We start from the raw sequence: 26,041 nt of genomic DNA on the forward strand, positions 1-26,041 counted from the left end.
GCCCGCCGTCGCCGCGGACACCCGCGCCGCCGCGCCGACGGCCGTCAGCGCGGCGGCGCGTACCCGATCGTCGCCGCCACCGGCTCGCCGGTGGTCTGCGCCCGGTACCGGTAGTAGCCGGCCGGTCCGTCGTGGCGCAGGGTGGCCGTGCCGGTACCGCCGGCGGTCGCCTCGGTGACCCAGGTCCTGCCGGTCCACCGCTCCAGCGCCAGTCGCACCGGCGTGCCGCCGGCCGCGCTGACGCAGCCCGCGTGCCGGCGCGGCGCGTCGGCGACGTAGTAGGTCGCGTTGGGCCGGTAGCTGGGCGCGTCGGCGCGCAGCACGGCCGCGCCGCGCGTCGGCGCGTCGGCGCAGCCGCCCGCGTCGGCGCGCGGCGGGTCGTCGACCCGCAGGTTCAGCCCGTACGCCTGCAGGGCGTCGCGCAGCGGCTGGAAGTAGGTGACGCCGCCCTCGGCGCAGTCGCCCGAGCCGCCCGAGGTCACGCCCTGGGCCTGGCCGTCGGAGACCCAGCTCCCGCCGGAGTCGCCCGGCTCGGCGCAGACGTCGGTGCGGGTGAGCCCGGCGACGCTGCCCTCCTTGTACCGCACGGTCGCGCCGCGGGCGGTGATGGTCCCGCACCGCCAGCCGGTGGCCGTGCCGGAGCGGCAGACGGAGGCGCCCACCGGCGCCTCGCGGGCGCCCTGTACGGGCACGGTCCCGCCGCGGTGGTCGTTGACGACGGCGGCGACCGGGTCGTCGGTGCGGACGAACGCGTAGTCGGTGCGGGGGAAGTCGGCGCTGGCGAAGACGCCCAGGGGGCGGTCGGCGCCGGTGCGGGTCGGCTGGCCGGGGCGGCCGCAGTGGCCGGCGGTGACGAAGCCGCCCTCCACCGCGAAGCCGATGGAGCACCGGCCCGCCGGGCCGCGGAAGCCCTCGCCGCCGCGCGGCGCCGCCGCGTACAGCCGCGGCCGCTCGGGCCTGGCGCGCACGCGCACGGCGTCCTCGGGCACTCCGCTGCGGCGCAGGAACGCCCGGGCCCGGGGGGCGCTGCCGTCGGCGAGGACCACGACCGCGTTCTCCGCCACGTCCACGTACCAGCCGGCCACCGGCGCGCGCGCCGCCGACCGGTCCAGCCGGGCCTGGACGTCGCGGAGGGCGGCCGCGCTGTGCCGGACCAGCCGCGGCTGCGCGCCCAGGGCGCGCACCTGCGCCTCCTCGGCCCGGTCGGTCACCCCGACCGTGAGGGTGCGGGCGTCGGGGGAGAGCCAGGCGCCGCCGTACCGGCGGCCGAGCCGGTCCCGCAGCGTGGCCTCGGCGGCGGCGGCGCGGCGTTCGGCGGCCAGCCGATCCCGGGTCTGGTCCGGCGTGAGGGCCAGGTCCCGCTGCATGGCGGCCAGCATCGAGGTGTACGGGTCCGGCGGGGGCGGCGCGGCGCCCGGCCAGAGCGCGTCGGCGACCGCGGGGACGGCGAACGCGCCGACCGCCAGCACCGGGACGGTCACGGCGGCGAAGACGAGTCTGCGCGTCATCCCTCTGCTCCCTCGCGGCCGTGGTCTGCGCCTGCCCGCGCGGGCGGTCCGGCCGGCCGCATCCATCGATCTAACGCCGCTGTTCCACAAAGGTCGCAGTGACGATCACCACTGTCATCCGACCGGCGTGGAGACCGGTCCGAACGCCGGATTGCGCGCGATCCACCGCAGGTAGCCGGGGTTGCGGGCGATCGCCTCCTGGTAGGCGTCCACGGCGTACCGGTGGACGCTCTCGGCCATGCCCGCCGCGTCCGACTGCGAGTGCCAGCCGATGAGCTGGCGCCAGCGCAGCGGCGCGCCGGTCAGCGGCCGCATGACCAGCCCGGGCACCGGGCGGAAGGTCGGCTGGCAGAGCCCGACGGCGTCGCCGGAGTCCACGATGTCCACGCAGGCGCGCTCGTCGACCTCGAAGATGCGGCCGGGGGTGAAGCCGGCGCGGCTGCACGCGGCGGCGAAGCAGTCCCCGAAGCAGGTGTCCCCGGCCCGCGCGACCCACTGCGCGCCGGCCAGCTCGGCGAGGTCCAGCTCCTCCCGGCCGGCCAGCGGGTGCCGGGTGGACATGAGGACGTGGACGGCGTCCAGGGCGATTTGCCGCCAGCTGATCCCGAAGTCGACGACCGGGCCGGGATGGCCGCACATGCCGATGATGGCGAAGTCGAGCCGGCCGCCGACGACCATGTGGGCCAGCTCGTCGGGCCGCCCCGAGGGGTACGTGCTGATCTGCGCCTCGGGCAGGTCGGCCGCCAGTCGGTGCACCAGCCCACCCAGGACCGAGCCGTCGACGGCCCCGATCCGGTACCGGCCCACGCCGGTGCTCACCCCGGCGAGCCGGGCGGCCTCGTCCTGGAGCCCCTTCATCGCGGGCAGCAGCACCTTGGCCCGGGACAGCACCAGCTCGCCGAGGGCGGTGGGCCGGGCCCCGCGCCGGTCGCGGTCGAACAGCGGGCCGCCGAGCGTGCGCTCGATCCGCTGGAGCTGCGCGGTCAGCGCCGGCTGCGCGAGCCCCAGCAGCGAAGCCGCCTTGGTGACACTGCCGGTCTCCGCGATCGCGCAGACGACCCGCAGGTGCCGCAGTTCGAGGTTCATACCGTGACGGTAGGACCAGACGGTGATGCTAGGGAAGTCGGGGGAATGGCGTGATGATTGGTCAATCGTGAATATTCGGGCCGACCGTTCGGCCAAATTTCCGTCGTCGCGCGTGGAACTCCGTCGATGCGGCGGTGGTCCGGGCGATCCAGGTCCCTCGATCCGCCGGCCGGGCGGCCGGCGGCGGGACGCCGGAGGAGGCCCACGACCATCCGCTCTCCGCCGGCCCGGCACTGTCCGGCGTGGGTGCCGCCCGGCAAAATCCGGCGGACCGGGAGATTCTGGCCATCGGTGACGAGCTGGCCACGGCGCGCGCGGTTCGACCTCGCCCACCACCTGCTGGCAGGTGCCGCCCGGGACATCGAGTCCGCCACCACCGCGCGGGCGACCGTCCACGCGTGACGGTCGCGTCGCGCCCGCCCGGCTGGTAAGAAGGGCGGCATGACCGCAGACTCCGCGCCGACCGGTCCCGTCCCGTCCGCCCCCGACGCCCCGGCTCCCGACGCCGATGTCGTGCGCCTGTGCGCCGACCTGCTGCGCATCGACAGCACCAACACCGGCGACCCCGCCACGACGGTCGGCGAGCGCGCCGCCGCCGAGTACGTCGCCGCGGCGCTGGCCGAGGTCGGGGTGCGCGCCGAGCTGTACGAGTCCGCCCCGGGCCGGGCCAGCGTCGTGGCCCGGCTGCCCGGCGCCGACCGCGACCGCCCGGCGCTGCTGGTCCACGGCCACCTCGACGTCGTCCCCGCCGACGCCGCCGAGTGGTCGGTACACCCGCTGTCGGGCGAGCTGCGCGACGGGTACCTGTGGGGCCGCGGCGCGATCGACATGAAGGACTTCGACGCCATGACGCTGTCGGTGGTCCGGCACTGGGCGCGCACCGGCTACACCCCGCCGCGCGACATCGTGCTCGCGTTCACGGCCGACGAGGAGGCCGGCAGCGACTACGGCGCCCGGTACCTGGTCCGGGAGCACGCGCAGTGGTTCGACGGGGTGTCCGAGGCGATCGGCGAGGTCGGCGGCTACTCCTACACGGTGCGCGACGACCTGCGGCTGTACCTGGTGCAGACGGCGGAGAAGGGCATCCAGTGGCTGCGGCTGCACGCCCGCGCCCGCCCGGGGCACGGCTCGTTCCTGCACGACGACAACGCGGTCACCGCGCTGTGCGAGGCGGTCGCCCGGCTGGGGCGGCACCGGTTCCCGGTGGTGCTCACGCCGACGGTGCGGGCGTTCCTGGAGTCGGTGTCCGAGGCGATCGGCGTCCAGATCGACGCCGACGACCCCGAGGCCGTGCTCGGCAAGCTCGGCTCGCTGTCCCGGATGATCGGCGCGACGCTGCGCAACACCGCCAACCCCACCCGCCTGGCCGCCGGCTACAAGGAGAACGTGATCCCGGGGCGGGCCACCGCGACGATCGACTGCCGGACCCTGCCCGGCCAGCGCGACGCCTTCCTGGCCGAGCTGCGCGCGGTGATCGGCCCGGACCTGGACCTGGAGTTCGTCCAGGACCAGCCGGCCCTGGAGACCACCTTCGCCGGTGACCTGGTCGAGGCCATGGGCGCCGCGCTGCGCCGGGAGGACGCGGGCGCGCGGACGGTGCCCTACATGCTCTCCGGCGGTACCGACGCCAAGGCGTTCGCCGAGCTGGGCATCCAGTGCTTCGGCTTCGCGCCGCTGCGGCTGCCGCCGGACCTGGACTTCGCGGCCCTGTTCCACGGCATCGACGAGCGGGTGCCGGTGGACGGCCTGCGCTTCGGCGCCCGCGTCCTGGACCACTTCCTGCGCGCCGCCTGAGCACCACGCCACCCGGCCCGCCGCCCCGGCCGCGCGTCCGACCCCGGCGGGGTCCGCCCCTCCGGCGGGGCCGGCGCGGGCCGGCGGTCAGGCCGGCGGGGCCGAGGGCGTGCTGCCTACCGGCAGCCGACGGCGCAGCCAGACCCGCCGGCTGCCGTCGCGGTACCGCAGCACCCGCCACAGCTCCCACCCGGAGAACTCGGCGTGCAGCGCGAGCCGGGCCGCCGCGGTCGGCCGGTCGACCTCCGGCCCGAACCGCAGCGGCACGTACTCGTACTCCATCCCCCCATCGTGCCCGCCCGGCGGCCGCCGGGCACGGACCCGCGCCCGGGCCGCCGGTCAGTGGTCGCGCTCGGGGTAGCCGACGTCGAGGGCCGACACGTCGTCCAGCGCCCGGGTGATCTCGGCCGGCAGCGTGATCCGCTCGACCTCCAGCGCCCCGCGTAGCTGACCCGCCGTCCGGGCGCCGAGGATCGGCGCGGTCACCCCCGGCCGGTCCCGGATCCACGCCAGGGCGACCTCCAGCGGCGCCACGCCCAGGCCCCCGGCGGCGGTGCTCACCGCCTCGACGATGCTGGAGGCCCGCGGCTCCAGGTACGGGGCGACGAAGGAAGCCAGGTGCGCCGACGCGCCGCGGGAGTCCGCCGGCCGGCCGTCGCGGTACTTGCCGGTGAGGACCCCGCGCCCCAGCGGCGACCACGGCAGCACGCCGATGCCCAGCGCCGCGCAGGCGGGCAGCACCTCGCGTTCGACGCCGCGCTGGAGCAGCGAGTACTCCTGCTGCGCCGCCACCAGCGGCGCCCGGCCCGGCCAGGCGAGCTGCCAGGTGGCCGCGCGGGCGAGTTGCCAGCCGGCGACGTTGGACACCCCGACGTAGCGCACCCGGCCGCTGGCGGTCGCGTGGTCCAGGGCGGACAGGGTCTCCTCCAGCGGGGTGGCCGGGTCGTGGCCGTGCACCAGCCACAGGTCCACGTGGTCGGTGCCGAGCCGGCGCAGCGCCGCGTCCAGCGTGGCCAGCAGGTGGCCGCGGGAGGCGTCGCGCCGCCGGGGCTGCCCGCCGCGCAGCCCCGCCTTCGTCATGATCAGCAGTTCGGCGCGGGGGACCAGGTCGCCGAGCAGGTCGCCGATCACCGTCTCGGCCGCGCCGTCGCCGTACACGTCGGCGGTGTCCAGCAGGTTGCCGCCGGCGTCCAGGTAGGCGCGGAGCTGGGCGGCGGCGTCGTCCGCGTCGGTGTCCCTGCCCCACGTCATGGTCCCCAGGGCGAGGCGGGGCACGGTGAGGCCGCTGCGCCCCAGCGGTCTTCGCTGCATGGGCAGCACCCTATGCGGCGACCGCGCGGCGGGGCATCCCGGCGAGCGGCCGGACTGCCGCGCCCCCGACCCGGCGTGCCCGCGCGGGCACGGCGGGTGTCGCGTCCGGGGGTGCGGTGGCCGGCGCGTAACCTGGGGCGACCGCGCACGGGGCGGGGTCGGGAGGGCGGCGATCGTGCGACTGGGCCTCAACCTGGGCTACCAGACCTCCGCCACGGACCCGACCGACCAGCTCGCCTGGGTCCGCGAAGCCGAGCGGCTGGACTACGCGGTCGTCTGGGTCGCGGAGGCGTACGGCTCGGACTCGCCGACGGTCCTGGCCTGGCTCGCCGGCCAGACCAGCCGGATCGACCTCGGCGCCGCCGTCATGCAGATCCCGGCCCGCACGCCGGCCGCCACGGCGATGACCGCCGCCACCCTGGACAACCTGTCCGGCGGCCGGTTCCGGCTGGGGCTCGGGGTGTCCGGCCCGCAGGTGTCCGAGGGCTGGCACGGGGTCCGCTTCGCCGCGCCGCTGGCCCGCACCGCCGAGTACGTGGACATCGTCCGCCTGGCCCTGGCCCGCCGCGAGGTGGCCTACGCCGGCACCCACTACCGGCTGCCGCTGCCCGACGGCCCCGGCAAGGCGCTGCGGCTGTCGATCCGCCCGCGCCGCCCCGACCTGCCGATCTACCTCGCCGCCGTCGGCCCCCGCAACCTGGAGCTGGCCGGCCGCGTCGCCGACGGCTGGCTGGGCATCTTCTGCGCCGCGGACGCGCTGGGGGAGTCCCTGGACCCGGTCCGCGCCGGGCGGGCCGCCGCGGGGCGCCGCACGCCCTTCGACGTGGTCGCCGCCGTCCCCGTCGTACCGGCCGCCGACGACGCCCCGGCCACCCTGGCCCGGTGCGCCGACGCCGTGCGGCCGTACGCGGCGCTCTACATCGGCGGGATGGGGTCGCGGGGGAGGAACTTCTACCACGCGCTCGCCGGCCGGCTCGGCTACGCTGCGGCGGCCGACGAGGTGCAGCGGCGGTACCTGGCCGGGCAGCCCCGCGAGGCCGCTGCGGCCGTGCCGCAGGAGTTCATCGACCGGACCAGCCTGCTCGGCTCGACCGCCCGGATCGCCGCCGGCCTGCGGGCGTACGCGGCGGCCGGGGTGAGCACCCTGTCGGTCAACCTCGGCGCCGCCGACCGGGAGGCCGGCCTGCGCACGCTGCGGACGGTAGCCGAGGCCCGGCGGCTGGCCGGGCTGGACACCGACGACGACACGACCCCGCACGGAGTGTGACAATGACGCAGCACATGTCATGGATCGAGGCCATCGTGCTGGGGATCGTGCAGGGGCTGACCGAGTTCCTGCCGGTCAGCTCGTCGGCCCACCTGCGGATCACCTCGGCGCTGTTCTTCGACGCCGACGCGGGCGCCTCCTTCACCGCCGTCACCCAGCTCGGCACCGAGGCCGCCGTCCTGATCTACTTCGCCCGCGACATCTGGCGGATCACCCGGGCCTGGTGCGTCGGCCTGTTCCGCCCGTCGGCGCGCGCCGACCTCGACTACCGGATGGGCTGGTACGTGATCATCGGCTCGATCCCCATCGGGGTGATCGGGCTGCTGTACAAGGACGAGATCCGCTCCGGGGCGCGCAACCTGTGGCTGGTGTCCACGATGCTGATCGTCTTCTCGTTCGTCATCGCCTTCGCCGAGTACTGGGGCCGGCAGGAGCGGGACCTGTCGCGGTTCACCCTGCGCGACGGCCTCGGCATGGGGCTGGCCCAGGCGATGGCCCTGGTCCCCGGCGTCTCGCGCTCCGGCGGCACCCTGTCGGCCGGCCTGTTCCTCGGCCTGACCCGGGAGGCGGCGGCGCGGTACTCCTTCCTGCTGGCGATCCCCGCCGTCGTGATGAGCGGCATCTTCTCGCTGGAGGACGTGTTCAGCCCGGCCGGCGAGGGGCTCGTGCCCAGCCCGGCGCAGATGGTCGTCGCCACGGCGATCGCCTTCGCCGTCGGCTACGCCGCCATCGCCTGGCTGCTGCGCTACGTCGTGCAGCACACCCTCTACGTCTTCGTCCTCTACCGGGTCGCCCTCGGCTCGGTCCTGCTCGCCCTGCTCACAACCGGGCAGCTCGCCGCGCACTGAGCCGCGGGCGGCCGCGGCCAGGCCGTAGGCTGGGGCCATGGCCACGGTACTGCTGTTGCGGCACGGGCGGACGACCGCGAACGCCGACGGCACCCTGGCCGGCCGGCGGGCGGTCCACCTCGACGAGGTGGGGCGGGCGCAGGCCGCCGCCGTCGGCGCCCGGCTCCGCGCCGCCCCGCCCGCGGCCGTGGTCAGCAGCCCGCTGCGCCGCTGCCGGCAGACCCTGCGCCTGGCCCTGCCCCGGGCCGGCGTGACGGTCGACGACCGGCTGACCGAGTGCGGGTACGGCGAGTGGGAGGGCCAGCCGCTGCGCCGGCTGGCCGAGGATCCGCTGTGGAGCCGGGTCCAGCAGCACCCCAGCGCCGTCACGTTCCCGGCCGGCGAGGCGATGGCCGCGATGGCCGCCCGCGCGGTCGCCGCCGTCCGCGAGTGGGACGACCGGATCACCGCCCAGCACGGCCCGCACGCCGTCTGGCTGGCGTGCAGCCACGGCGACGTGATCAAGGCCATCGTCGCCGACGCGCTCGGCCTGCACCTGGACCAGTTCCAGCGCATCGGCGTCGACCCCGGGTCGCTGACGGCCGTCCGGTACACCGACCTGCGACCCTTCGTCCTGCGCCTCAACGACGTCGGCGGCGACCTCGCCGGCCTCACCCGGACCGGCCACGCGGCCGGCACGGCCACCTCCGACGCGGCCGTCGGCGGCGGCGCCGGGCGCTAGCCCACCGGGTAGTCGCGGATTCACGGTCGGTCCAGATAGGGTCGGTACATGGCCCATCAGGTGTACGCTTTCGAGCCGCCGGAGCGGTTCGTCGCCGGTACGGTGGGCCCGCCCGGTGAGCGCACCTTCTTCCTCCAGGCCCGCGGCGGCGGGCGCCTGGTGTCGGTGGCCCTGGAGAAGGTCCAGGTGGTCCTGCTCGCCGACAAGCTGGAGGAGCTGCTGACCGAGGCGCGCCGCCGCTTCGCCACCGAGGTCCCCGAGGCCGTCTCCGGCCCGCCCGACAACGCCCCGCTGGACACGCCGGTCGACGAGGAGTTCCGCGTCGGCACCCTCGGCCTGGCCTTCGACGTGGAGTCGGCCACGGTCCTCATCGAGGCCGTCGCCGCGGGGGAGGGCGAGGAGGCGGAGGAGGAGCCCGGGGAGTCCGAGGACGACGACGAGATCGTCGACGCCGACCTCGACCGGCTCCGCGTCCGGCTGACGCCGCTGGCGACCCGCGCGTTCATCGCCCGGGCGCGCCTGGTCGTCTCGGCGGGGCGCCCGCCCTGCCCCCTGTGCGGCCAGCCGCTGGACGTGGGCGGCCACCTGTGCCCGCGGCACAACGGCTACCACCGGTGACGGCCCCGCCGGCCGGCTTCGCCGACGGCGTGCTCCACCTCACGGGCCGCCTCACCGAGGCCTCGAACACCACGCTGTACGGCCACGTCGCCACGCCCCGCGGCGACCTGCCGTGCGTGTACAAGCCCGTCCGCGGCGAGCGCCCGCTGTGGGACTTCCCCAACGGCTCGCTCGCCGGCCGGGAGGTCGCCGCCTACCTGGTCGCCGAGGCCGCCGGCTGGCCGCTGGTACCCCCCACGGTCCTGCGCGACGGCCCGCTGGGCCCCGGCTCCTGTCAGCTCTGGGTGGCCGACGCCGACGCGCCGCCGGTCGGCTTCGTGCCGGCCGACGAGGTACCCGGCGACTGGCTGCCCGTCCTGGCCGCGCGCGACGAGGACGGCCGCCCGTACGTCCTGGCCCACGCCGACGACCCCGCCCTAGCGACCCTCGCCGTGTTCGACGTGCTCGTCAACAACGCCGACCGCAAGGGCGGCCACGTGCTGCGCGGCGCCGACGGCCACCTCGTCGGCGTCGACCACGGCCTCTGCTTCCACCGCGAGGACAAGCTGCGCACCGTCCTGTGGGGCTGGGCCGGCCGCCCGCTGCCCGCCCGCGTCCGCGCGGACCTGCGCCGCCTGGCCACCGCTCTGACCGGTCCGCTCGCCGCCGCCCTCGCCGCGCATCTGCGGCCCGCGGAGATCGCCGCCCTCGCCGCCCGCACGGCCGCGCTGGAGGGCTCCGGGGTGTTTCCGCCGCCGCCGGTGGACCGCACCGCGATCCCGTGGCCGCCCATGTGAGCCGGCGGCCGCCCCGACAGAGCCGCCGCCGGCCGCGCGCCGCCGGCTTGCCACCACGGCGGCCCGCCACCACGCCGGGGCGGACAGATCACCACCGGGACACGCCGGCGGGGTAGCTAGGCTGGGTGACATGGAATCCTGGTCCGGCCCCGACGTCCCCCACCTGCCCGGTACGGGCCAGCCGCTCGCGCTGTTCGACTCCGCCCGCCGGGCGGTCCACCCGACCGGCGTCGCCGGGCGGGCCACGATGTACGTCTGCGGCATCACGCCCTACGACGCCGCCCACCTCGGCCACGCCGCCACGATGATCACCTTCGACCTGGTGCGCCGGAGCTGGCACGACGCCGGCCGCGAGGTCGTCTACGTGCAGAACGTCACCGACATCGACGACCCGCTGCTGGAGCGCGCCGCCCGCGACGGCGAGCAGTGGGAGGCGCTCGCCGCCCGGGAGACCGCGGTGTTCCGCCGCGAGATGGGCGCCCTGCGCCTGGTCCCGCCGGAGCACTACGTGGGGGCCGTCGAGTCCATCCCGGTGATCGCCGCGCGGGTCGCCGACCTGCTCGCCGAGGGCGCCGCGTACCGCCTCGGCGACGGCACCGGCGACGTGTACTTCGACCTGGCGGCGGCGCCGCACTTCGGCTACCAGTCCCACCTGTCGCGGGAGCAGATGCTCGCGTACGCGGCCGAGCGCGGCGGCGACCCGCAGCGCCCCGGCAAGCGCGACCCGCTGGACCCGCTGCTGTGGCGGGGCGCGCGCGACGGCGAGCCGTCCTGGCCCGGCGGCGGCCTGGGCCCCGGCCGCCCGGGCTGGCACATCGAGTGCGCCGTCATCGCCCTCGGGCTGCTCGGCGCCACGGTCGACGTGCAGGGCGGGGGCAACGACCTGCTCTTCCCGCACCACGAGTGCTCGGCCGCGCACGCCGAGACCCTGACCGGCGTCCGCCCGTTCGCCGGGCACTACGTGCACGCCGGCATGATCGGGCTGCACGGCGAGAAGATGTCCAAGTCCCAGGGCAACCTCGTCTTCGTGGGCTCCCTGCTCGCCGAGAACGTCTCGCCGATGGCGCTGCGGCTGGCGCTGCTCGCCGACCACTACCGCGCCGACCGGCAGTGGTCCGACGAGCTGCTCAAGGTGGCGCACGCCCGGCTGTCGCGCTGGCGCCAGGCCGTCCAGGCGCCGACGGGCCCCTCGGGCGCCGACCTCCTGGCGGGTCTGCGCGCCCGGCTGGCCGAGGACCTGGACACCCCGGGCGCGCTGTCGCTGCTCGACTGGTGGGCGGAGGCGGCGCTGGCTGGCACCGGGGACGACCCGGCCGCACCCGCCCTGGCCGACCGGGCGGTCGACGCCCTGCTGGGCGTCTCGCTCACCCCGCCCGCCCGCTGAGCCGCGGGCCGTCCGCGCCAGCCTCCCGCGTGCCCGGCCTCAGCCGAAGACCAGGCCCGGCTCGTCCGACAGCGACGAGCCGGCCTCGGCGCGGGGCGCCGGGATGGCGTACTCCTCGGTCAGCGTCGTCATCGGACCCGGCCAGGTCGCCTGCGACACCTCGATGACCTTCCGCGCGCCGTCGAACGCCACGTGCAGCAGGTGCAGGACCGGCGTGTCCGGCCGGATCTGGAGCTGCTCGGCCTCCTCCCGGCTCGGCTGCCGGGCGCTGACGGTGTCGGTGGCCCGCAGGTAACGCCGCCCGGTGGCCTCCTCGACCTCCTGGTACAGGGGCCGCCCGAACGCCTCGTGCCGCTCGATGCTCGTGCCGGCCACGTCCTGCTGCCGGAACCACGCCGCGCCCACCTCGACCGGGGCGTCCTGGGTCCGCACGAGGTGCCGGCGCACCAGCAGGGTCGCGCCGTCGGCGACCCCGAACGCGTCGGCGACCTCCGGCGGCGCCGCCGCCGGCCCCACCTCGGTCAGGTACTGCCGGTACCGCGCGGCCAGGTCCGAGTGGTACCCCCGCAGCGCCCCGTAGCGCCCCCGGGACAGCCGGTTGAGCCGCCGCTTCGTCCCGCGCACGTACGTCCCGCTGCCCGGCTTGGTGATCAGCACGCCCTCGACCCGCAACTGGTCGACCGCCCGCTGCACCGTCTGCTTGGCCACGCCGTACCCCGCCGCGATCGCCGGGATCGAGGGCAGCCGCTCGCCGGGACCCCAGTCGCCCCGCCGGACCTGCGCGCGGAGCTGGGCGGCGATCTGCCGGTGTGGATACTCCGCCGCGCCCGGGTTGATGCTCATGCGACCTCCCCATCCGATTCCTGCACCTAGGTTCCTAGGATGCGGTACGCGGCGTGTCGTCCCCCGGCCGACACGCCGCACGGCCGCGGCATTCGGAGGCTCAGAATGGCGGTGACCCGACAAAACGGATTGTCGAGCCTGACGAACGAAACCGAAGCCCCCGGCAATTCAGCCGGGGGCTTCGGTTTCGTTGCGGCGCTGACGGCCCGCCGCGGGGCGGCCGGGCGTCAGCCGGTGGCGGTCGGGCCGGCCGGGCCGCCGCGGCGGCGCAGGTACTTCTCGAACTCGCTGGCGATCTCGTCGCCGGTCAGCGGCTGGATGCTGTCGTCGCCGACCCGCTCCTCCAGCTCCCGGATGTACTCGGCCAGCTCGGCGTCGGACTCGGCGGCGTCGCGGACCCGCTTCTCCCAGCGGGCGGACTCCTCGGCCAGGTCCGCCACGGGCACCGGCAGGTCCACGACCTCCTCGACCCGGTGCAGCAGCGCCAGTGTCGCCTTGGGACACGGGGGGTTGTTGGCGTAGTGCGGTACGTGCACCCAGAACGACACCGCGTCGACCTCGGCCTTGCTGCACGCCTCCTGGAGGACGCCCACGATCCCGGTCGGCCCCTCGTACCGGGTGGGGGTGAGCTGGAACCGGTCGGCCGCCTCGGCGTCGGAGGCGCTGCCGCTGATCGGCAGCGGCCGGGTGTAGGGCACGTCGGCCAGCAGCGCGCCGAGCAGCACCACCCGTTCGACCTCCAGGCTGTGGCAGACCTCCAGCACCTCGTCGCAGAACGTCCGCCACCGCATACTCGGCTCGATGCCGCGGATGAGGACCACGTCGCGCTCCGCGCCGGGCGGGGAGGCGACGAGGAAGCGGGTGCTGGGCCACTCGATCCTGCGGGTGGCGCCGTCGCTCATCGCGACCGTCGGGCGGCTGACCTGGAAGTCGTAGAACTCCTCCGGGTCCAGCTCGGCGATCTGCCGGGCCTCCCATACCTGCTCAAGGTGGTCGACGACCGCCGTGGAGGCGTCCGCCGCGTCGTTCCAGCCCTCGAACGCCGCGATTGCCACGGGGTTGCGCAACACGGGCAATCCATCGAACTCCGTCACCGCCGCGCTCCGCTCCGCCGTCCGTCGCCACCGGTCCCGCGCCTCCGGGCGATCGCTACCTCTCGCTGACCCACGCGGCCAGGGTACGTGCCCGCCCCGGCGTGGCGCCGCGCGCCGCGCCCTAGGTGGCGCGTCCCACCGTGCCGCCGCCGCGACGTACGGCGCGGTCGACTGGCCGGCGTCGATGTCGGGCGGCCGCAGAAACGGCCGGTCGGGGCTGAACCCCCGGTCGTTCGGAGCCGGCGCACGGGCCGGATCTGGCCGTGCGGGCGAGCGGCGCGGGCCGGCGCGCTCGGTAGGCTTCGACGCGCCGACTCGTCCCCCAACTGTGGAGGCAGCGCACCGTGCACGCCCGACCCCCGGTCACCCCCGTCCCGGTCGACCCGTCTCCGGTCCGCCGCCGCGGACGCCGTCCCGCCGTGCGGCTGGCGGGCGCCGCCGCGGCGGTCGTGCTGCTGCTGGCCGGCTGCGCGCTGCCGGAGACCCCGTTCAGCCGGGCCGGTGCGCCGCGCACCGCCGCCCCGACGTCGACCGCCGTACCGGAGGCGGGGCAGCGGCTGGGCGACGGCGGGACCAGCGTCGCGGAGTTCCGCCAGGACGTGGAGGACGCGCGGTCCAGCGTCGAGGCGTACTGGCGCACCGCCCTGCCGGCGCAGGGCCGCCGGTTCCAGCCGGTGTCCCGGTTCATCGGCTATCAGGGTGCGCGGGAGGTGAGCTGCGCCGGTACCCCGCTGGGCCTCAACAACGCCGCCTACTGCCCGGTCGGCGACTTCATCGCGTACGACCTCAACTGGGCGGTCGGCCAGTTCCGGCGGATCGGCGACGCGTTCATCTTCTACCTGGTCGGCCACGAGTACGGCCACGCGGTACAGCAGCGGCTGGGGATCCGGCACCAGTTCACGATCCAGCAGGAGCTGCAGGCCGACTGCATGGCCGGCGCGTGGATCAACGAGTCCGTCGCGCAGAAGGCGCTGCAGTTGCAGGGCGGCGACCTGGACGAGCTGCGCCGCGGCCTGCTGGCGGTCGCCGACGACCCGGACCAGCCGTGGTTCGCCCCGGGCGCCCACGGCTCGGCGCGGGAGCGCACCGACGCGTTCTTCAAGGGCTTCCGCGGCGAACTGGACACCTGCGAACTGGCCGGCCCCTGAGCCGGCGGCCGCGCGGCCCCGTCCCGTGGTACCCGTCCCGCGGTGCCCGTCCCGCGGTGCCCGTCCCGCGGTGCCCGTGCAGCCAGAGCGCGGGCGGTGGGCAGCGGCGTCCCCGCCGCTGCCCACCGCCCGCGGACCGCTACTCGTAGGCGATGGCGCGCAGCACGTTGAGCCGGGCCGCCCGGACGGCCGGCACGATCGCGGCGAACACCCCGGCGACGGCGGCGACGACGACCGCGGCGACGAGCTGCCACCACGGCACCCAGACGCCGGTGATCGCGTCCTGGTAGACCAGCGCCTTGGCCAGCGCCACCCCGATCCCCAGGCCCACGCCGACGCCCAGCAGCCCGCCGAACGCCGACATCAGGACGGCCTCGGTGCCGATCATCCGCACCACCGCCCCGCGGCCGAGCCCGATCGCCCGCAACATGCCCAGCTCCCGGGTCCGCTCGATGATGCTGAGCAGCAGGGTGTTGAGGATGCCGAGGAGTGCGATGACCATCGCCAGGCTGAGCAGCACCGTGATGATCAGTACCGCGATGTCGACGACCTGGGTGACCTGGCGGGTCGTCGACGACTTGTCCTCCACCGTGACCGACGGGAAGTCCACCAGGATCTCCTCGACCTTGGCCTGCGTCGCGGCGACGTCCGCGCCGTCCCGAACGTCGATCATGGCCTGGGGGATCAGCGGCCCGGCGAAGTCGGCGACGGCCGGCATCGGTACGACGAGGAAGTTGGCCCACAGCGGACTGGCCTCGACGGTGCCGACCAGCCTGTAGGGCCGCTCGGCGCCGGGCAGCGCGATGCGGACCGTGTCGCCGAGCTTCCAGTTGCGCGCCTTGGCGGTGTTCTCGTCGGCCACCAGCTCGCCCGCGTTCAGCGCGCGCACCTCGCCGCTGACCCGCTTCATGCCCATCGTGCGCTGGGCGCCGGGCACGTTGTCGATCGCGCCGACGCCGATGCTGGCCGCGGTCTCGCCGTTGAGCCGGGGCGCCACCGCCAGGTGCATGGCGACGACCTCCTGCACCTCGGGTAGCTGCCGGATCCTCGCCACGGCCGCCGACGAGATGCCGATGCGGCCGTCGGGCTGCTGGAAGCCGATCGCCGCCGTCAGCTCGGCGCGCAGGGTGGTGTCCAGCGCGCGGACCACCGACTCCTTGAACGACGTGGCCACGACGCTCGCCGCGGTCACCAGCATCACGCCGATCATCAGCGCGGAGGCGGTGACGGCGGTCCGGCGCGGGTTGCGGATGGCGTTGCGGACGCCGAGGCTGCCGGCCACCCCCCAGCCCACGAGCAGGCCGACGGCGCGGCCGACCGGGCGGGTGACCAGCGGCCCGAGCACGATCGCGGCCAGGAACGCGACGCCGCACCCGGCGGCGACCATGGACAGCCCGTCGTCCTGCGCGCGCAGGCCGAGCACGATCAGGGCGGCGGCGCCGAGCCCGACGACGACCCCGACGGCGGCGCGCAGCCGCAGCGGCCGGTCGGTCACGGCGATCTCGCGCATCGCCGCCAGCGGCGGCACCCGGGAGGCGCGCAGCGCCGGCAGCAGGGCCGCGACCACGGTCACCAGGATCCCGATCGCGTACGAGTAGACGACCGTGTCCAGGCCGACGGTGATGCCGCTGCCCGGCAGCTTCGCGTCGCCCAGGTTGCCGAGGACCCAGCTCCCGCCGCCGCCGATCAGGGCGCCGAGCCCCAGCCCGAGCGTGCCGCCAACGACGCCGACGATCAGTGCCTCCACCAGCACCGACCAGGTCACCTGCCCGCGGCTGGCTCCCAGGGCGCGCATCATGGCCAGCTCACGAGCGCGCTGGGTGACGAGGACGTTGAACGTGTTGAAGATCAGGAAAATGCCGACCAGCAGGGCGACCCCGGCGAACGGCGTCAGGACCCACTTGGTCAGCCCGGAGATCGAGTCGGACACGGCCGCGGCCTGGTCCGCACTGGACTGCTTGCCGGTCTTGGCCTCGAACGTCGCCGGCAGCACCGCCGACACCCGGTCGCGCAGCGCCTCGTCGCTCACCCCCGCGTCGGCGGTCAGCGACACCCCGTCGTACAGCCCGGTCCGGCCGTAGAACGCCTCCTGGGCCTGGGCCATGGGCAGCAGGACCACGGTCTCGCCGCCGAGGCTGTCGCGCCCGCCGGCGTACGCGGCGACGCCGACCACGGTGAACATTTGCGGCCGCTGCAGCCGCGGCAGGAACACCTTCACCTGCCGGCCGACGGCGGCGTGGGCCTGGGCGGCGGTGTGCCGGCTCAGCGCGACCTCGCCGGCCCCGGTCGGCCAGCGGCCCTCGGCGAGCGAGAGGACCCCCATCGGGTCGCCCTCGGCGCCGATGCCGATGCCGAGCTGCGGCGGGCCGCCGCCGGGCAGCGGCTTGCCGGTCTGCGTGTCGTAGGGGACCACGAACGCCGACGTGACATCGGGCGAGACGGCCCCGACCCCGTCGACGGCCGCGACCCGGTCGAGCTCGGCCTGGGTCATGGACGGCGGCTTCTGGCTGGGCTGCGCCGGGTCGGTGCGGGCGGTGACCTGTACGGCCACATTGGTCGACACCGAGGCGAACATGGCCTTGAACCGGGCGCCCAGGGAGTCGGAGAGCACGAGGGCACCGGAGAAGAACCCGACCCCGAGCACGATGGCGATGACCGCGAGGGTCAGGCGGAGTTTGCGGTCCAGCAGACCGCGCAGGCTGGCGCGCAGCATCAGCGGCCGTCCCCGCTGGTCTCCAGGCTCTTGAGCTGGTCGTGGACGGCGTCGGCCGTCGGCGCGGCCAGTTCGCTGATGATCTGGCCGTCCTTGAGGAAGACGACCCGGTCCGCGTAGCTGGCGGCGCCCGCGTCGTGGGTGACCATGACGATCGTCTGCCGGTGGGCGTCGACCGCCTCGCGCAGGAACCGCAGCACCTCCGCGCCGGACCTGGAGTCCAGGTTCCCGGTCGGCTCGTCGGCGAAGACGACCGCGGGGCGGCCGGCCAGGGCGCGCGCGCACGCCACCCGCTGCTGCTGCCCGCCGGACAGCTCGGTCGGCTTGTGGCTCAGCCGGTCCCGCAGGCCGAGGGTGTCCACGATGGTGTCGAACCAGGCCATGTCCGGCTTGCGGCCGGCAATCGTCAGCGGCAGCAGGATGTTCTCCTGCGCGCTCAGCGTCGGCATCAGGTTGAACTGCTGGAACACGAACCCGATCTGGTCCCGCCGCAGGGCCGTGAGCCCGGCGTCGCGCAGGCCCGTCACCCGGGTGCTGCCGATGAACACCTCACCGGCGCTGACCGTGTCGAGCCCGGCCAGGCAGTGCATCAAGGTCGACTTGCCGGAGCCGGACGGCCCCATCACCGCCGTGAACTCGGCGCTGCGCAGGGCCACGTCCACCCCGGCCAGCGCCGTCACCTGCGCCTCGCCGCTGCCGTAGCGCTTCCACAGACCCTCCGCGCGGGCGGCGATCCCCGTCGTCTCCACTTCCAACTCCCCTGTCGCTGTCCTGGGCGCCGCGGGACGCGGCGTACCCGCGTCGGCGGCGACCCCGCGCCGGACCGGCGACCGGCGGGGGCGGATGCGCCCAGCCGACTCGATCACCGTGGCGACCCGACGCTATCGCGGCGGCGCAACCGGGTTCGTGGCGCCGCGCGGACCGTCCGGCTGACTGCCGCCCGCGCCGGCATCCGCCGCCACCGCCGCGGCGCCGGTGCGGGAGAGGGGGACGAGCTGCGGGAACGGCGGGGGCGTCCCACCGAAGGCCGGACACCGCGACTGGTGGTGACACCAGTCACAGAGCCGGCTCGGCGTCGGGCGGAAGTCGCGGTCCGCCGTGGCCCGGGCGATCGCCCCCCACAGGGCCAGCAGGGTGCGCTCGAACCGGGTCAGCTCCTCGGCGTCGGGCTGGTAGTCGCACGCCTCGGCGTCCTTCAGGTACAGCAGGCGCAGCGCCCTGGGCACCGCGCCGCGCGCCCGCCACAGCACCAGCGCGTAGAACTTGAGCTGGAACAGCGCCCGCGCCTCGAACGCCTCCCGCGGCGCGCCGCCGGTCTTGTAGTCCACCACCCGCATCGCCCCGTCGGGGGCGATGTCGAGCCGGTCCACGTACCCGCGCAGCAGCAGCGCGTCGGCCACGACCGCCGAGACCAGCGCCTCCCGCTCGGCCGGCTCCAGCCGCCGCGGGTCCTCCACCGCGAAGTAGCCGCCCAGCAGCTCCCGGGCCGAGTCCAGGAACGCCGCCACGGCGGCCTCGTCGGCGAACAGCTCCGCCAGCTCCGGCTCCTCGGCGGTCAGCGCCGCCCAGCGCGGGGCCACCAGCCCCGCCGCCGCGGCCGGGGTGCGGGCGTCGGCCGGCAGGTCGAACAGGTGCTCCAGGACCGCGTGCACCAGCGTGCCCCGCACCTGCTCGGGGGTGGGCCGCTCGGGCAGCCGGTCGATGGTGCGGAAGCGGAACAGCAGCGGGCACGTCTTGAAGTCGGCCGCCCGCGAGGGCGACAGCGAGGGCATCGCCGGCTCGGCGGTCGCCCCGTCGGCCCCGGCCCAGGCCGCCGGCCCGCCCGCTGCGCCGCCGCCGGGCGGGGCGACCTCGGCGTGCGGGGTGCCCGGTGTGCCGGCCGATGGTGCCGTATCCGCGCTCATGTCCGAAGGTTAGGGCACCGGTACGACACGTCGGCACGCCGGCGGGATGCGTAGCATTCTCCCCGTGAGAGTAGGACCGGCATGACCGCCATCCCCGCGCCGCCGCCCCCGGGCGCCCGGCGGCCGGGCATCCCGCTGGGCCGGCTGGCCGGCGCGCCGGTCCACCTCCAGCCCTCGGCCCTGCTGTTCGCCGGCCTGGTCGCGCTGGCCTACCGCCCGGTCGTCGCCGCCGGCCACACCACGGCCGCCGCGTACCTCATCGCCCTGGTGTTCGTCGTCCTGCTGTTCGCCTCCGTCCTCCTGCACGAGCTGGGCCACGCGCTGGTGGCCCGCCGGTACGGCATCGGCGTCCGCGGCATCACCCTCGAACTGCTCGGCGGCTACACCGAGCTGGACCGCCCGGCACCCCGCCCCGGGGTCGACCTGGCCGTGGCCGCCGCCGGCCCGCTGGTCTCGCTCACCCTCGGCGGCGCCGGGGCCGCGCTGGCCGCCGCCGTCCCCGGCGACGGCATCGTCAACACCCTGCTCACCCAGCTCGCGGTCAGCAACCTCGTCGTGGGCCTGTTCAACAGCCTGCCCGGCCTGCCGCTGGACGGCGGCCGGGTGCTGGCCGCGGCGGTCTGGCGGTTCACCGGCGACCGCGGCCGCGGCGTCGTCGCGGCCGGCTGGGTCGGCCGGGGCGTGGCGCTGGTGACGGCGGTGACGGCGCTGCTGCTGTTCCAGCTCGGCTTCCAGTCGCTGTTCGGGCTGGCGTTCGCGCTCCTGCTGGTGGTCACCCTCTGGCAGGGGGCGGGTGCCGCCGTCCGGGCGGTCCGCGGCGCGCGCGCCGCCGCCCCGGGCCTGGCCGCGCTCGCCGCCCCGCTGGCCGGGGTACCGGCGGGCACGCCGCTGGCCCGGGCACAGGACCAGCTCGCGGCCAGCCCGCGCCCCGACGCCGTGCTCGCGGTGCTCGACCCGCAGGACCGGGTGGTCGCGGTCGTGGACGACGCGGCCGCCGCCGCGGTACCCCCCGCCCACCGCGGCGAGGTGGACGTGGCGACCGTGGCGCGGGCACTGTCGACGGTGCCGGCCCTGCCCGTCACGGCGGCCGTCGCCGACCTGCGCGAGATCCTGGAGTCGAACCCGGCCGCGCTGTACCTCGTGACCTCGGGTGAAGATGTGTGCGGCGTCCTGCGGGCCGCCGTGCTCACCGACTGGCTCGAATCGCAAAGGAAGTGACCCGTGGAGCGCGTCCCCCACGCCGCCACCCGCACGCGCGAGACCGCCCCGCCCCCGCCGCCCCACCGCGGTGACCTGCGTGCCGGCGACCGGGTCCAGCTCACGGACCCCAAGGGCCGGATGCACACGGTCCGCCTCGAACCGGGCGGCGCCTTCCACACCCACCGCGGCGCGCTCGCCCACGACGACCTCATCGGCCTGCCCGAGGGCAGCGTCGTCACCTCCACCGGCGGCACCGCCTACCTGGCGCTGCGCCCGCTGCTGGCCGACTACGTGCTGTCGATGCCGCGCGGCGCCCAGGTCATCTACCCCAAGGACGCCGCCCAGATCGTCGCCATGGGCGACATCTTCCCCGGCGCGCGGGTGCTGGAGGCCGGCGCCGGCTCGGGCGCGCTGAGCTGCTCGCTGCTGCGGGCCGTCGGCCCGGCCGGCCGACTGGTCTCCTACGAGCGGCGCGAGGACTTCGCCGACATCGCCCGCCGCAACGTGGAGTCCTTCTTCGGCGCCCCGCACCCGGCCTGGGAGCTGCACACCGGCGACGTCGCCGACTGCGCCGAGACCGGCTTCGACCGCATCGTGCTGGACATGCTCGCCCCCTGGGAGAACCTCGACCTGGTGGCCCGGGCGCTCCTGCCCGGCGGGGTCTTCGTCGGCTACGTCGCCACGACCCCGCAACTGTCCGAACTGGTCGAGGCGCTGCGCGAGCACGGCGGCTTCACCGAGCCCCGCGCGTGGGAGTCGCTGGTCCGCGACTGGCACGCCGACGGCCTCGCGGTCCGGCCCGACCACCGGATGATCGCGCACACCGCGTTCCTGGTCTCCACCCGCAAGCTGGCCCCCGGGGTCACCGCGCCGCCGCGGCGCCGCAAGCCCAGCAAGGGCGCCGAGGCGTACGCCCTGCGGCGGGGCCGGGCCGCCGCCGGGGACGAATCGTGAGCCGCCCGTCCTTCGGCCCCAACGACGTGCCGGCCGTCTTCCCGGACTGGTCGCCGTACGAGGATCTGGACAGCGCCACCCGGGCGTACCTGCGCGACCCAGAGCTGGCGCTGGAGGCCCTGGGCGGCGTCCTGCGCGGCGCCCGGGTGGTCGCGTTCACGCTGGAGCGGTTCGTCAACGAGGTCAACGGCGTGTGGCAGGAGGCGGTCGTGTGCGACGGCAGCCGGCTGATCCTCTGGCACGGCGAGGACGTGCCGCCGGGGGAGGGGCCGCCGGGGGCGATGACCTCCTCGCTGCGGGTGGTGCCGCTGTCGACGGTCACCGAGGTCGGCTGCCGGCGCCGGCTCACCCGCCTGGAGGGCGGCCGGGTGCAGGTCGACAGTGTCGACGTGTACCTGCTGCTCAGCTCCGTGGACGAGGGCTCCGGCGCGCCGGAGCCGGCCGGCACCGGGTACCGGCACGACGCGCTGCGGTTCAGCAAGACCCTCGACGACGGCGGCGCCGGGCAGATCGGCCGGCTGGAGGAGTTCGCCCGGGCGGTGGCGGCGCTGGTCGGCCGGCCGCTGCTCTGAGGCGCCGCGCGCCGGTCCGGCCTCAGTCGGCCGGGGCGGAGACGACCGCGCCGTCGGCGACCCGCCGCACGTGGATGCACTCGCCGGGGCAGTCGCGGGAGGCGTCGAGCACGTCGATCCGCAGCCGCCCGGGGACGGCCACCTGGCTGCCCGGGTCGGTCCGCAGCTCGCCGTCGGCGCCCTTGACGTAGGCCAGCCCGTCGATGTCGAACTCGAAGATCTCGGGGGCGTACTGCACGCACAGCCCGTCCCCGGTGCACAGGTCCTGGTCGACCGAGACCTCGACCGCCCCGGTCCCGTCGGCCTCAGGAGTCGCCTCGGTCCCCATCCGTCGCCTCCGTACCTGCGAACTATCCCGAAATTCCGTTCTGAGCGCTACCATCGCGATTGTGCACTGAGAATACGTATGTGCCGTAGTTCCTTTGCGGTACGGCGTTCCGCGGTGCCAGTGACGACCGGGTCGCCGACACCGCGTCGGACATCGACCACAACACGAGCGATATCGACCACGGCGAGTCTCGACGGGTCATGAGTCCCCACAAGTCCAATAACGCGAGGGGCACTCCGGCGTCTGTCCGCCGACCGTACCCGACCGTCCGGCGGGTGGCCCAGCCGCACCCGCCGTGCGGATCAACGTTGGCGACCGGGGTGTCGGGTCTGCCTTGAATGCGCGGTGAACGGTTAGGGTTAGAGCACAACGTTCAAACCCCCCGGGGAGGTGGGACGTGGCACGCAGCGACGATCGTGGTGACAACGCCGCTCGCAACGACAACGCAGGCGGTGACGCCGCGCGTGGCGACGCCGGCTCGCGCGCCGCACGGTGGGAGAAGGAGGCGCAGGACCTCTCCGCCCAGGTGGCATTCCTGCAAGAAGAGCTGGCGATGGTCCGGCGCAAGGTGACCGAGAGCCCGCGGCACGTCCGCCAGTTGGAGGAGCGCCTGGCCGCGACCCAGGCGCAACTGTCCCGGACGAACGAGAACAACGAGCGCCTGGTGGCCACCCTCAAGGAGGCCCGGACCCAGATCGTGGCGCTCAAGGAGGAGATCGACAAGCTCGCCCAGCCGCCCAGCGGCTACGGCGTGTTCCTCGCCCGGCACGACGACGGCACGATCGACATCTTCACCGGCGGGCGCAAGCTGCGGGTGAGCGTCTCGCCCTCGATCGAGTCCGAGGAGCTGCGCCGGGGCCAGGAGGTCCTGCTCAACGACGCGATGAACGTGGTGGCCGCGCTGGGCGTCGAGCGCTCCGGCGAGATCGCGCTGCTGAAGGAGATCCTGGAGGGCGGCGACCGCGCCCTGGTCATCTCCCACTCCGACGAGGAGCGGGTCGTCTTCCTGGCGGAGGCCCTGGCCGAGGTGCCGCTGCGGGCCGGCGACGCGCTGATGATCGAGCCCCGCTCGGCGTACGCCTACGAGCGCATCCCCAAGAGCGAGGTCGAGGAGCTGGTCCTGGAGGAGGTGCCCGACGTCGACTACACCGACATCGGCGGCCTGCACTCCCAGATCGAGATGATCCGCGACGCCGTCGAGCTGCCGTTCCTGCACGCGGAGCTGTTCCGCGAGCACCAGCTCCGCCCGCCGAAGGGCATCCTGCTGTACGGCCCGCCCGGCTGCGGCAAGACGATGATCGCCAAGGCGGTCGCCAACTCGCTGGCCAAGAAGATCGCCGAGCGCAAGGGCGAGGAGAAGCACACCAGCTTCTTCCTCAACATCAAGGGCCCGGAGCTGCTCAACAAGTACGTGGGCGAGACCGAGCGGCACATCCGGCTGATCTTCCAGCGGGCGCGGGAGAAGGCCGGCGAGGGTACGCCGGTCATCGTGTTCTTCGACGAGATGGACTCGGTGTTCCGCACCCGCGGCTCCGGCGTCTCCTCCGACGTGGAGAACACGATCGTCCCGCAGTTGCTGAGCGAGATCGACGGCGTGGAGGGCCTGGAGAACGTCATCGTCATCGGCGCCTCCAACCGCGAGGACATGATCGACCCGGCGATCCTGCGGCCCGGCCGCCTCGACGTGAAGATCAAGATCGAGCGGCCCGACGCCGAGTCCGCCAAGGACATCTTCGCCAAGTACATCCTCACCGGCCTCCCGCTGGCCGCCGACGACGTCGCCGAGCACGGCGGCGACCCGAAGGCGACGGTGGCCGCGATGATCGACGCGGTGGTCCTGCGGATGTACTCGGAGACGGAGGAGAACAGGTTCCTGGAGGTCACCTACGCCAACGGGGACAAGGAGGTCCTGTACTTCAAGGACTTCAACTCCGGCGCGATGATCCAGAACATCGTGGACCGCGGCAAGAAGATGGCCATCAAGGAGTTCCTCTCCTCGGGCAGCAAGGGCCTGCGGCTCCAGCACCTGCTCGACGCCTGCGTCGACGAGTTCCGGGAGAACGAGGACCTGCCCAACACCACCAACCCCGACGACTGGGCGCGGATCTCCGGCAAGAAGGGCGAGCGGATCGTCTACATCCGCACGCTGGTCTCCGGCGGGAAGGGCTCCGAGGCGGGCCGCTCCATCGAGACCGCCAGCAACACCGGCCAGTACCTCTAGCGACACCGGCACCCAGCGACACATCGACGGCGGCGCCCGGGTCACCCCGCGGCGCCGTCGCCGCGTCCGCGCCCGGGTTTCCCCGCCGCGCCCCGCGCCGTCGGCGCGCCGGGGCGACTAGGCTCGTGCCATGGCCAACGCGACCGCGCCGCCGCAGCCGGCGGGCACCCCCGTGACCGGAACTCCGCCGACGCACGCCGGTGGGGTGCCGCGGTGACCGCGCGGCGGATCATGGGCACGGAGGTCGAGTACGGGATCTCCGTCCCCGGCCAGCCCGGCGCCAACCCGATGGTCACCTCCAGCCAGGTCGTCAACGCCTACGGCGCCCGCCCGGAGCTGAACCGCGGCGGCCGCGCGCGCTGGGACTACGAGGAGGAGTCGCCGCTGCGCGACGCCCGCGGCTTCACCTACGCCGGCGCCGCCTACGACCCGGCCGAGGCCCTGGCCGACGAGGATCTGGGCCTGGCCAACGTGATCCTCACCAACGGCGCCCGGCTCTACGTCGACCACGCCCACCCCGAGTACTCGACGCCGGAGGTCACCGGCCCGCGGGACGTGGTGCGCTGGGACAAGGCGGGGGAGCGGGTGATGGCCGAGGCCGCCCGCCGGGCGGCGACGATCCCGGGCACCCCGCCGATCCAGCTCTACAAGAACAACACCGACAACAAGGGCGCCAGCTACGGCACCCACGAGAACTACCTCATGCGCCGGCAGACGGCGTTCGCCGACATCGTCACGCACCTGACGCCGTTCTTCGTCACCCGGCAGGTCGTCTGCGGCGCCGGCCGGGTGGGCATCGGCCAGGACGGCTCGGGCGACGGCTTCCAGCTCACCCAGCGCGCCGACTTCTTCGAGGTTGAGGTCGGCCTGGAGACCACGCTCAAGCGGCCGATCATCAACACCCGCGACGAGCCGCACGCCGACGCCGACAAGTACCGCCGGCTGCACGTCATCATCGGCGACGCGAACCTGTCGGAGATCTCGACCTACCTGAAGGTCGGCACGACCGCGCTGATCCTCACCCTGATCGAGGAGAAGGCGATCGCCGCGGACCTGGCGATCGCCGACCCGGTCACCGAGCTGAAGAACATCAGCCACGACCCGACCCTCAGGCACGCGCTCCGGCTGCGCGACGGCCGCCGGCTGACGGCCCTGGACCTCCAGTGGGCGTACTACGAGCGGGCGCGGTCGTTCGTCGACGACCGCTACGGCACCGACGCCGACGCGCAGACCGCCGACGTGCTCGCCCGCTGGGAGGGCGTCCTGGACCGGCTGGGCCGGGACCCGATGCTGTGCGCCGACGAGCTGGACTGGGTCGCCAAGCTGCGCCTGCTGGAGGGCTACCGCGACCGGGAGAACCTGGCCTGGTCCTCGCACAAGCTCCAGCTCGTCGACCTCCAGTACGCCGACGTCCGGCCCGAGAAGGGGCTGTACCACCGGCTGGTGGCGCGCGGGGCCATGCGGACCCTGCTGGACCCGGCGGAGATCGACGCCGCCGTGGTGGAGCCGCCGCCGGACACCCGCGCCTACTTCCGGGGGCGCTGCCTGTCCCAGTACGCGCCGGAGGTGGTCGCGGCGAGCTGGGACTCGGTGATCTTCGACATCGGCCGCGAGTCGCTGGTCCGGGTGCCGATGATGGAGCCGGAGCGCGGGACGAAGGCGCACGTCGGGCAGTTGTTCGACCGCTGCCCGAGCGCCAAGGACCTCCTGGAGGCGCTGGCCGGGCACTGAGCCACGGCGCGCCGACCGCG

Annotated in this window: 23 protein-coding genes; 13 read left to right on the forward strand and 10 right to left on the reverse strand. The window is 75.1% G+C overall.

All coding sequences use genetic code 11. The features are described from left to right. Positions 1-44: 44 nt before the first annotated feature. A complete protein-coding gene (locus IEY75_RS19325) occupies positions 45-1,508 on the reverse strand; it encodes a S1 family peptidase (RefSeq protein WP_189115810.1) in 1,464 nt (487 codons plus the stop codon). A gap of 114 nt (positions 1,509-1,622) precedes the next feature. After that, a complete protein-coding gene (locus tag IEY75_RS19330) occupies positions 1,623-2,594 on the reverse strand; it encodes a LysR family transcriptional regulator (RefSeq protein ID WP_189115811.1) in 972 nt (323 codons plus the stop codon). Between the two features lie 441 nt (positions 2,595-3,035). Between IEY75_RS19330 and IEY75_RS19340 the strand changes: the two genes are divergently transcribed. Next, the gene (locus IEY75_RS19340; RefSeq protein WP_189115812.1) at positions 3,036-4,388 is read left to right on the forward strand and encodes a M20/M25/M40 family metallo-hydrolase; all 1,353 of its coding nucleotides are present in this window, start codon (positions 3,036-3,038) and stop codon (positions 4,386-4,388) included. Between the two features lie 87 nt (positions 4,389-4,475). Here the strand turns inward: IEY75_RS19340 and IEY75_RS19345 are convergent, their stop codons facing one another. Together IEY75_RS19345 and IEY75_RS19350 are read right to left on the reverse strand one after the other, a co-directional pair. Continuing rightward, positions 4,476-4,670 (reverse strand): DUF5703 family protein, encoded by a 195-nt coding sequence (locus IEY75_RS19345; RefSeq protein ID WP_189115813.1) that lies wholly within the window; start codon positions 4,668-4,670, stop codon positions 4,476-4,478. Between the two features lie 57 nt (positions 4,671-4,727). Then, positions 4,728-5,699 carry an aldo/keto reductase gene (locus tag IEY75_RS19350; protein WP_189115814.1) on the reverse strand — a complete coding sequence of 324 codons (972 nt, stop codon included), beginning with the start codon at positions 5,697-5,699 and terminating at the stop codon, positions 4,728-4,730. 175 nt (positions 5,700-5,874) lie between these two features. On the opposite strand from IEY75_RS19350, the gene IEY75_RS19355 reads away from it, so the two are divergent. The 6 genes from IEY75_RS19355 (at position 5,875) to mshC (ending at position 11,313) form a co-directional block, all read left to right on the forward strand. Beyond that, entirely contained in the window at positions 5,875-6,966 is a 1,092-nt protein-coding gene (locus tag IEY75_RS19355; protein WP_189115815.1) for an LLM class F420-dependent oxidoreductase, read from the forward strand. Positions 6,967-6,980: 14 nt separating this feature from the next. Continuing rightward, the gene (locus tag IEY75_RS19360; protein ID WP_189115847.1) at positions 6,981-7,814 is read left to right on the forward strand and encodes an undecaprenyl-diphosphate phosphatase; all 834 of its coding nucleotides are present in this window, start codon (positions 6,981-6,983) and stop codon (positions 7,812-7,814) included. Between the two features lie 37 nt (positions 7,815-7,851). Beyond that, positions 7,852-8,535 (forward strand): MSMEG_4193 family putative phosphomutase, encoded by a 684-nt coding sequence (locus IEY75_RS19365; RefSeq protein WP_189115816.1) that lies wholly within the window; start codon positions 7,852-7,854, stop codon positions 8,533-8,535. A 48-nt stretch (positions 8,536-8,583) separates the two neighbouring features. Further along, positions 8,584-9,153 (forward strand): DUF3090 domain-containing protein, encoded by a 570-nt coding sequence (locus IEY75_RS19370; RefSeq protein WP_189115817.1) that lies wholly within the window; start codon positions 8,584-8,586, stop codon positions 9,151-9,153. Next, positions 9,150-9,929 (forward strand): SCO1664 family protein, encoded by a 780-nt coding sequence (locus IEY75_RS19375; protein ID WP_229789922.1) that lies wholly within the window; start codon positions 9,150-9,152, stop codon positions 9,927-9,929. Before IEY75_RS19370 ends, IEY75_RS19375 begins: the two co-directional genes overlap by 4 nt. Before the next feature lie 130 nt (positions 9,930-10,059). Continuing rightward, entirely contained in the window at positions 10,060-11,313 is a 1,254-nt protein-coding gene (gene mshC, locus IEY75_RS19380; protein WP_189115819.1) for a cysteine--1-D-myo-inosityl 2-amino-2-deoxy-alpha-D-glucopyranoside ligase, read from the forward strand. A 39-nt stretch (positions 11,314-11,352) separates the two neighbouring features. Here the strand turns inward: mshC and IEY75_RS19385 are convergent, their stop codons facing one another. Both IEY75_RS19385 and IEY75_RS19390 read right to left on the reverse strand, forming a co-directional pair. Beyond that, a complete protein-coding gene (locus IEY75_RS19385; RefSeq protein ID WP_189115820.1) occupies positions 11,353-12,156 on the reverse strand; it encodes a GntR family transcriptional regulator in 804 nt (267 codons plus the stop codon). 227 nt (positions 12,157-12,383) lie between these two features. After that, on the reverse strand, positions 12,384-13,250 hold the full coding sequence (locus IEY75_RS19390) for a PAC2 family protein (protein ID WP_189115821.1): 867 nt from the start codon (positions 13,248-13,250) through the stop codon (positions 12,384-12,386). 344 nt (positions 13,251-13,594) lie between these two features. On the opposite strand from IEY75_RS19390, the gene IEY75_RS19395 reads away from it, so the two are divergent. Further along, positions 13,595-14,398, forward strand: coding sequence for a neutral zinc metallopeptidase (locus IEY75_RS19395; protein WP_229789923.1), 804 nt, complete (start codon positions 13,595-13,597; stop codon positions 14,396-14,398). Positions 14,399-14,537: 139 nt separating this feature from the next. Here IEY75_RS19395 and IEY75_RS19400 read toward each other — a convergent pair whose 3' ends face one another. From IEY75_RS19400 to IEY75_RS19410, 3 genes are all read right to left on the reverse strand, one after another. Then, complete coding sequence (locus IEY75_RS19400) at positions 14,538-17,111, reverse strand: ABC transporter permease (RefSeq protein WP_189115822.1); 2,574 nt, start codon at positions 17,109-17,111, stop codon at positions 14,538-14,540. Continuing rightward, entirely contained in the window at positions 17,111-17,866 is a 756-nt protein-coding gene (locus tag IEY75_RS19405; protein WP_373290307.1) for an ABC transporter ATP-binding protein, read from the reverse strand. The genes IEY75_RS19400 and IEY75_RS19405 overlap by 1 nt, the downstream gene beginning before the upstream one ends. 126 nt (positions 17,867-17,992) lie before the next feature. After that, positions 17,993-18,883 (reverse strand): RecB family exonuclease, encoded by an 891-nt coding sequence (locus tag IEY75_RS19410; RefSeq protein WP_189115850.1) that lies wholly within the window; start codon positions 18,881-18,883, stop codon positions 17,993-17,995. A 213-nt stretch (positions 18,884-19,096) separates the two neighbouring features. On the opposite strand from IEY75_RS19410, the gene IEY75_RS19415 reads away from it, so the two are divergent. Genes IEY75_RS19415 through IEY75_RS19425 form a run of 3 tightly spaced genes read left to right on the forward strand, consistent with a single transcriptional unit; the run spans position 19,097 to position 21,741 of the window. Further along, positions 19,097-20,233 carry a site-2 protease family protein gene (locus IEY75_RS19415; RefSeq protein WP_189115823.1) on the forward strand — a complete coding sequence of 379 codons (1,137 nt, stop codon included), beginning with the start codon at positions 19,097-19,099 and terminating at the stop codon, positions 20,231-20,233. Between the two features lie 3 nt (positions 20,234-20,236). Then, positions 20,237-21,169 (forward strand): tRNA (adenine-N1)-methyltransferase, encoded by a 933-nt coding sequence (locus IEY75_RS19420; RefSeq protein WP_189115824.1) that lies wholly within the window; start codon positions 20,237-20,239, stop codon positions 21,167-21,169. Continuing rightward, complete coding sequence (locus IEY75_RS19425) at positions 21,166-21,741, forward strand: hypothetical protein (RefSeq protein ID WP_189115825.1); 576 nt, start codon at positions 21,166-21,168, stop codon at positions 21,739-21,741. Before IEY75_RS19420 ends, IEY75_RS19425 begins: the two co-directional genes overlap by 4 nt. Before the next feature lie 22 nt (positions 21,742-21,763). Here IEY75_RS19425 and IEY75_RS19430 read toward each other — a convergent pair whose 3' ends face one another. Then, a complete protein-coding gene (locus IEY75_RS19430; RefSeq protein ID WP_229789925.1) occupies positions 21,764-22,069 on the reverse strand; it encodes a ferredoxin in 306 nt (101 codons plus the stop codon). Positions 22,070-22,466: 397 nt separating this feature from the next. Between IEY75_RS19430 and arc the strand changes: the two genes are divergently transcribed. Both arc and dop read left to right on the forward strand, forming a co-directional pair. Beyond that, positions 22,467-24,290 (forward strand): proteasome ATPase, encoded by a 1,824-nt coding sequence (gene arc / locus IEY75_RS19435; protein WP_189115827.1) that lies wholly within the window; start codon positions 22,467-22,469, stop codon positions 24,288-24,290. Between the two features lie 213 nt (positions 24,291-24,503). Further along, positions 24,504-26,021, forward strand: a complete 1,518-nt coding sequence (gene dop / locus IEY75_RS19440; protein ID WP_373290305.1) for a depupylase/deamidase Dop — start codon at positions 24,504-24,506, stop codon at positions 26,019-26,021. Positions 26,022-26,041: the final 20 nt, after the last annotated feature.

It is taken from the genome of Pilimelia terevasa (genome assembly GCF_014647915.1).
GTDB classification, from domain to species: Bacteria; Actinomycetota; Actinomycetes; order Mycobacteriales; family Micromonosporaceae; genus Pilimelia; species Pilimelia terevasa.

What these genes read in the sequence shown, in the direction of transcription:
- IEY75_RS19365 (WP_189115816.1), top strand. Translation starts at nt 7,852, where the DNA reads ATGGCCACGGTACTGCTGTTGCGGCACGGGCGGACGACCGCGAACGCC.
- IEY75_RS19370 (WP_189115817.1), top strand. Translation starts at nt 8,584, where the DNA reads ATGGCCCATCAGGTGTACGCTTTCGAGCCGCCGGAGCGGTTCGTCGCC.
- mshC (WP_189115819.1), top strand. Translation starts at nt 10,060, where the DNA reads ATGGAATCCTGGTCCGGCCCCGACGTCCCCCACCTGCCCGGTACGGGC.
- IEY75_RS19360 (WP_189115847.1), top strand. Translation starts at nt 6,981, where the DNA reads ATGTCATGGATCGAGGCCATCGTGCTGGGGATCGTGCAGGGGCTGACC.
- IEY75_RS19350 (WP_189115814.1), bottom strand. Translation starts at nt 5,699, where the DNA reads ATGCAGCGAAGACCGCTGGGGCGCAGCGGCCTCACCGTGCCCCGCCTC.
- IEY75_RS19345 (WP_189115813.1), bottom strand. Translation starts at nt 4,670, where the DNA reads ATGGAGTACGAGTACGTGCCGCTGCGGTTCGGGCCGGAGGTCGACCGG.
- IEY75_RS19410 (WP_189115850.1), bottom strand. Translation starts at nt 18,883, where the DNA reads ATGCCCTCGCTGTCGCCCTCGCGGGCGGCCGACTTCAAGACGTGCCCG.
- IEY75_RS19400 (WP_189115822.1), bottom strand. Translation starts at nt 17,111, where the DNA reads ATGCTGCGCGCCAGCCTGCGCGGTCTGCTGGACCGCAAACTCCGCCTG.
- IEY75_RS19385 (WP_189115820.1), bottom strand. Translation starts at nt 12,156, where the DNA reads ATGAGCATCAACCCGGGCGCGGCGGAGTATCCACACCGGCAGATCGCC.
- IEY75_RS19340 (WP_189115812.1), top strand. Translation starts at nt 3,036, where the DNA reads ATGACCGCAGACTCCGCGCCGACCGGTCCCGTCCCGTCCGCCCCCGAC.
- IEY75_RS19430 (WP_229789925.1), bottom strand. Translation starts at nt 22,069, where the DNA reads ATGGGGACCGAGGCGACTCCTGAGGCCGACGGGACCGGGGCGGTCGAG.
- IEY75_RS19330 (WP_189115811.1), bottom strand. Translation starts at nt 2,594, where the DNA reads ATGAACCTCGAACTGCGGCACCTGCGGGTCGTCTGCGCGATCGCGGAG.
- IEY75_RS19325 (WP_189115810.1), bottom strand. Translation starts at nt 1,508, where the DNA reads ATGACGCGCAGACTCGTCTTCGCCGCCGTGACCGTCCCGGTGCTGGCG.
- IEY75_RS19415 (WP_189115823.1), top strand. Translation starts at nt 19,097, where the DNA reads ATGACCGCCATCCCCGCGCCGCCGCCCCCGGGCGCCCGGCGGCCGGGC.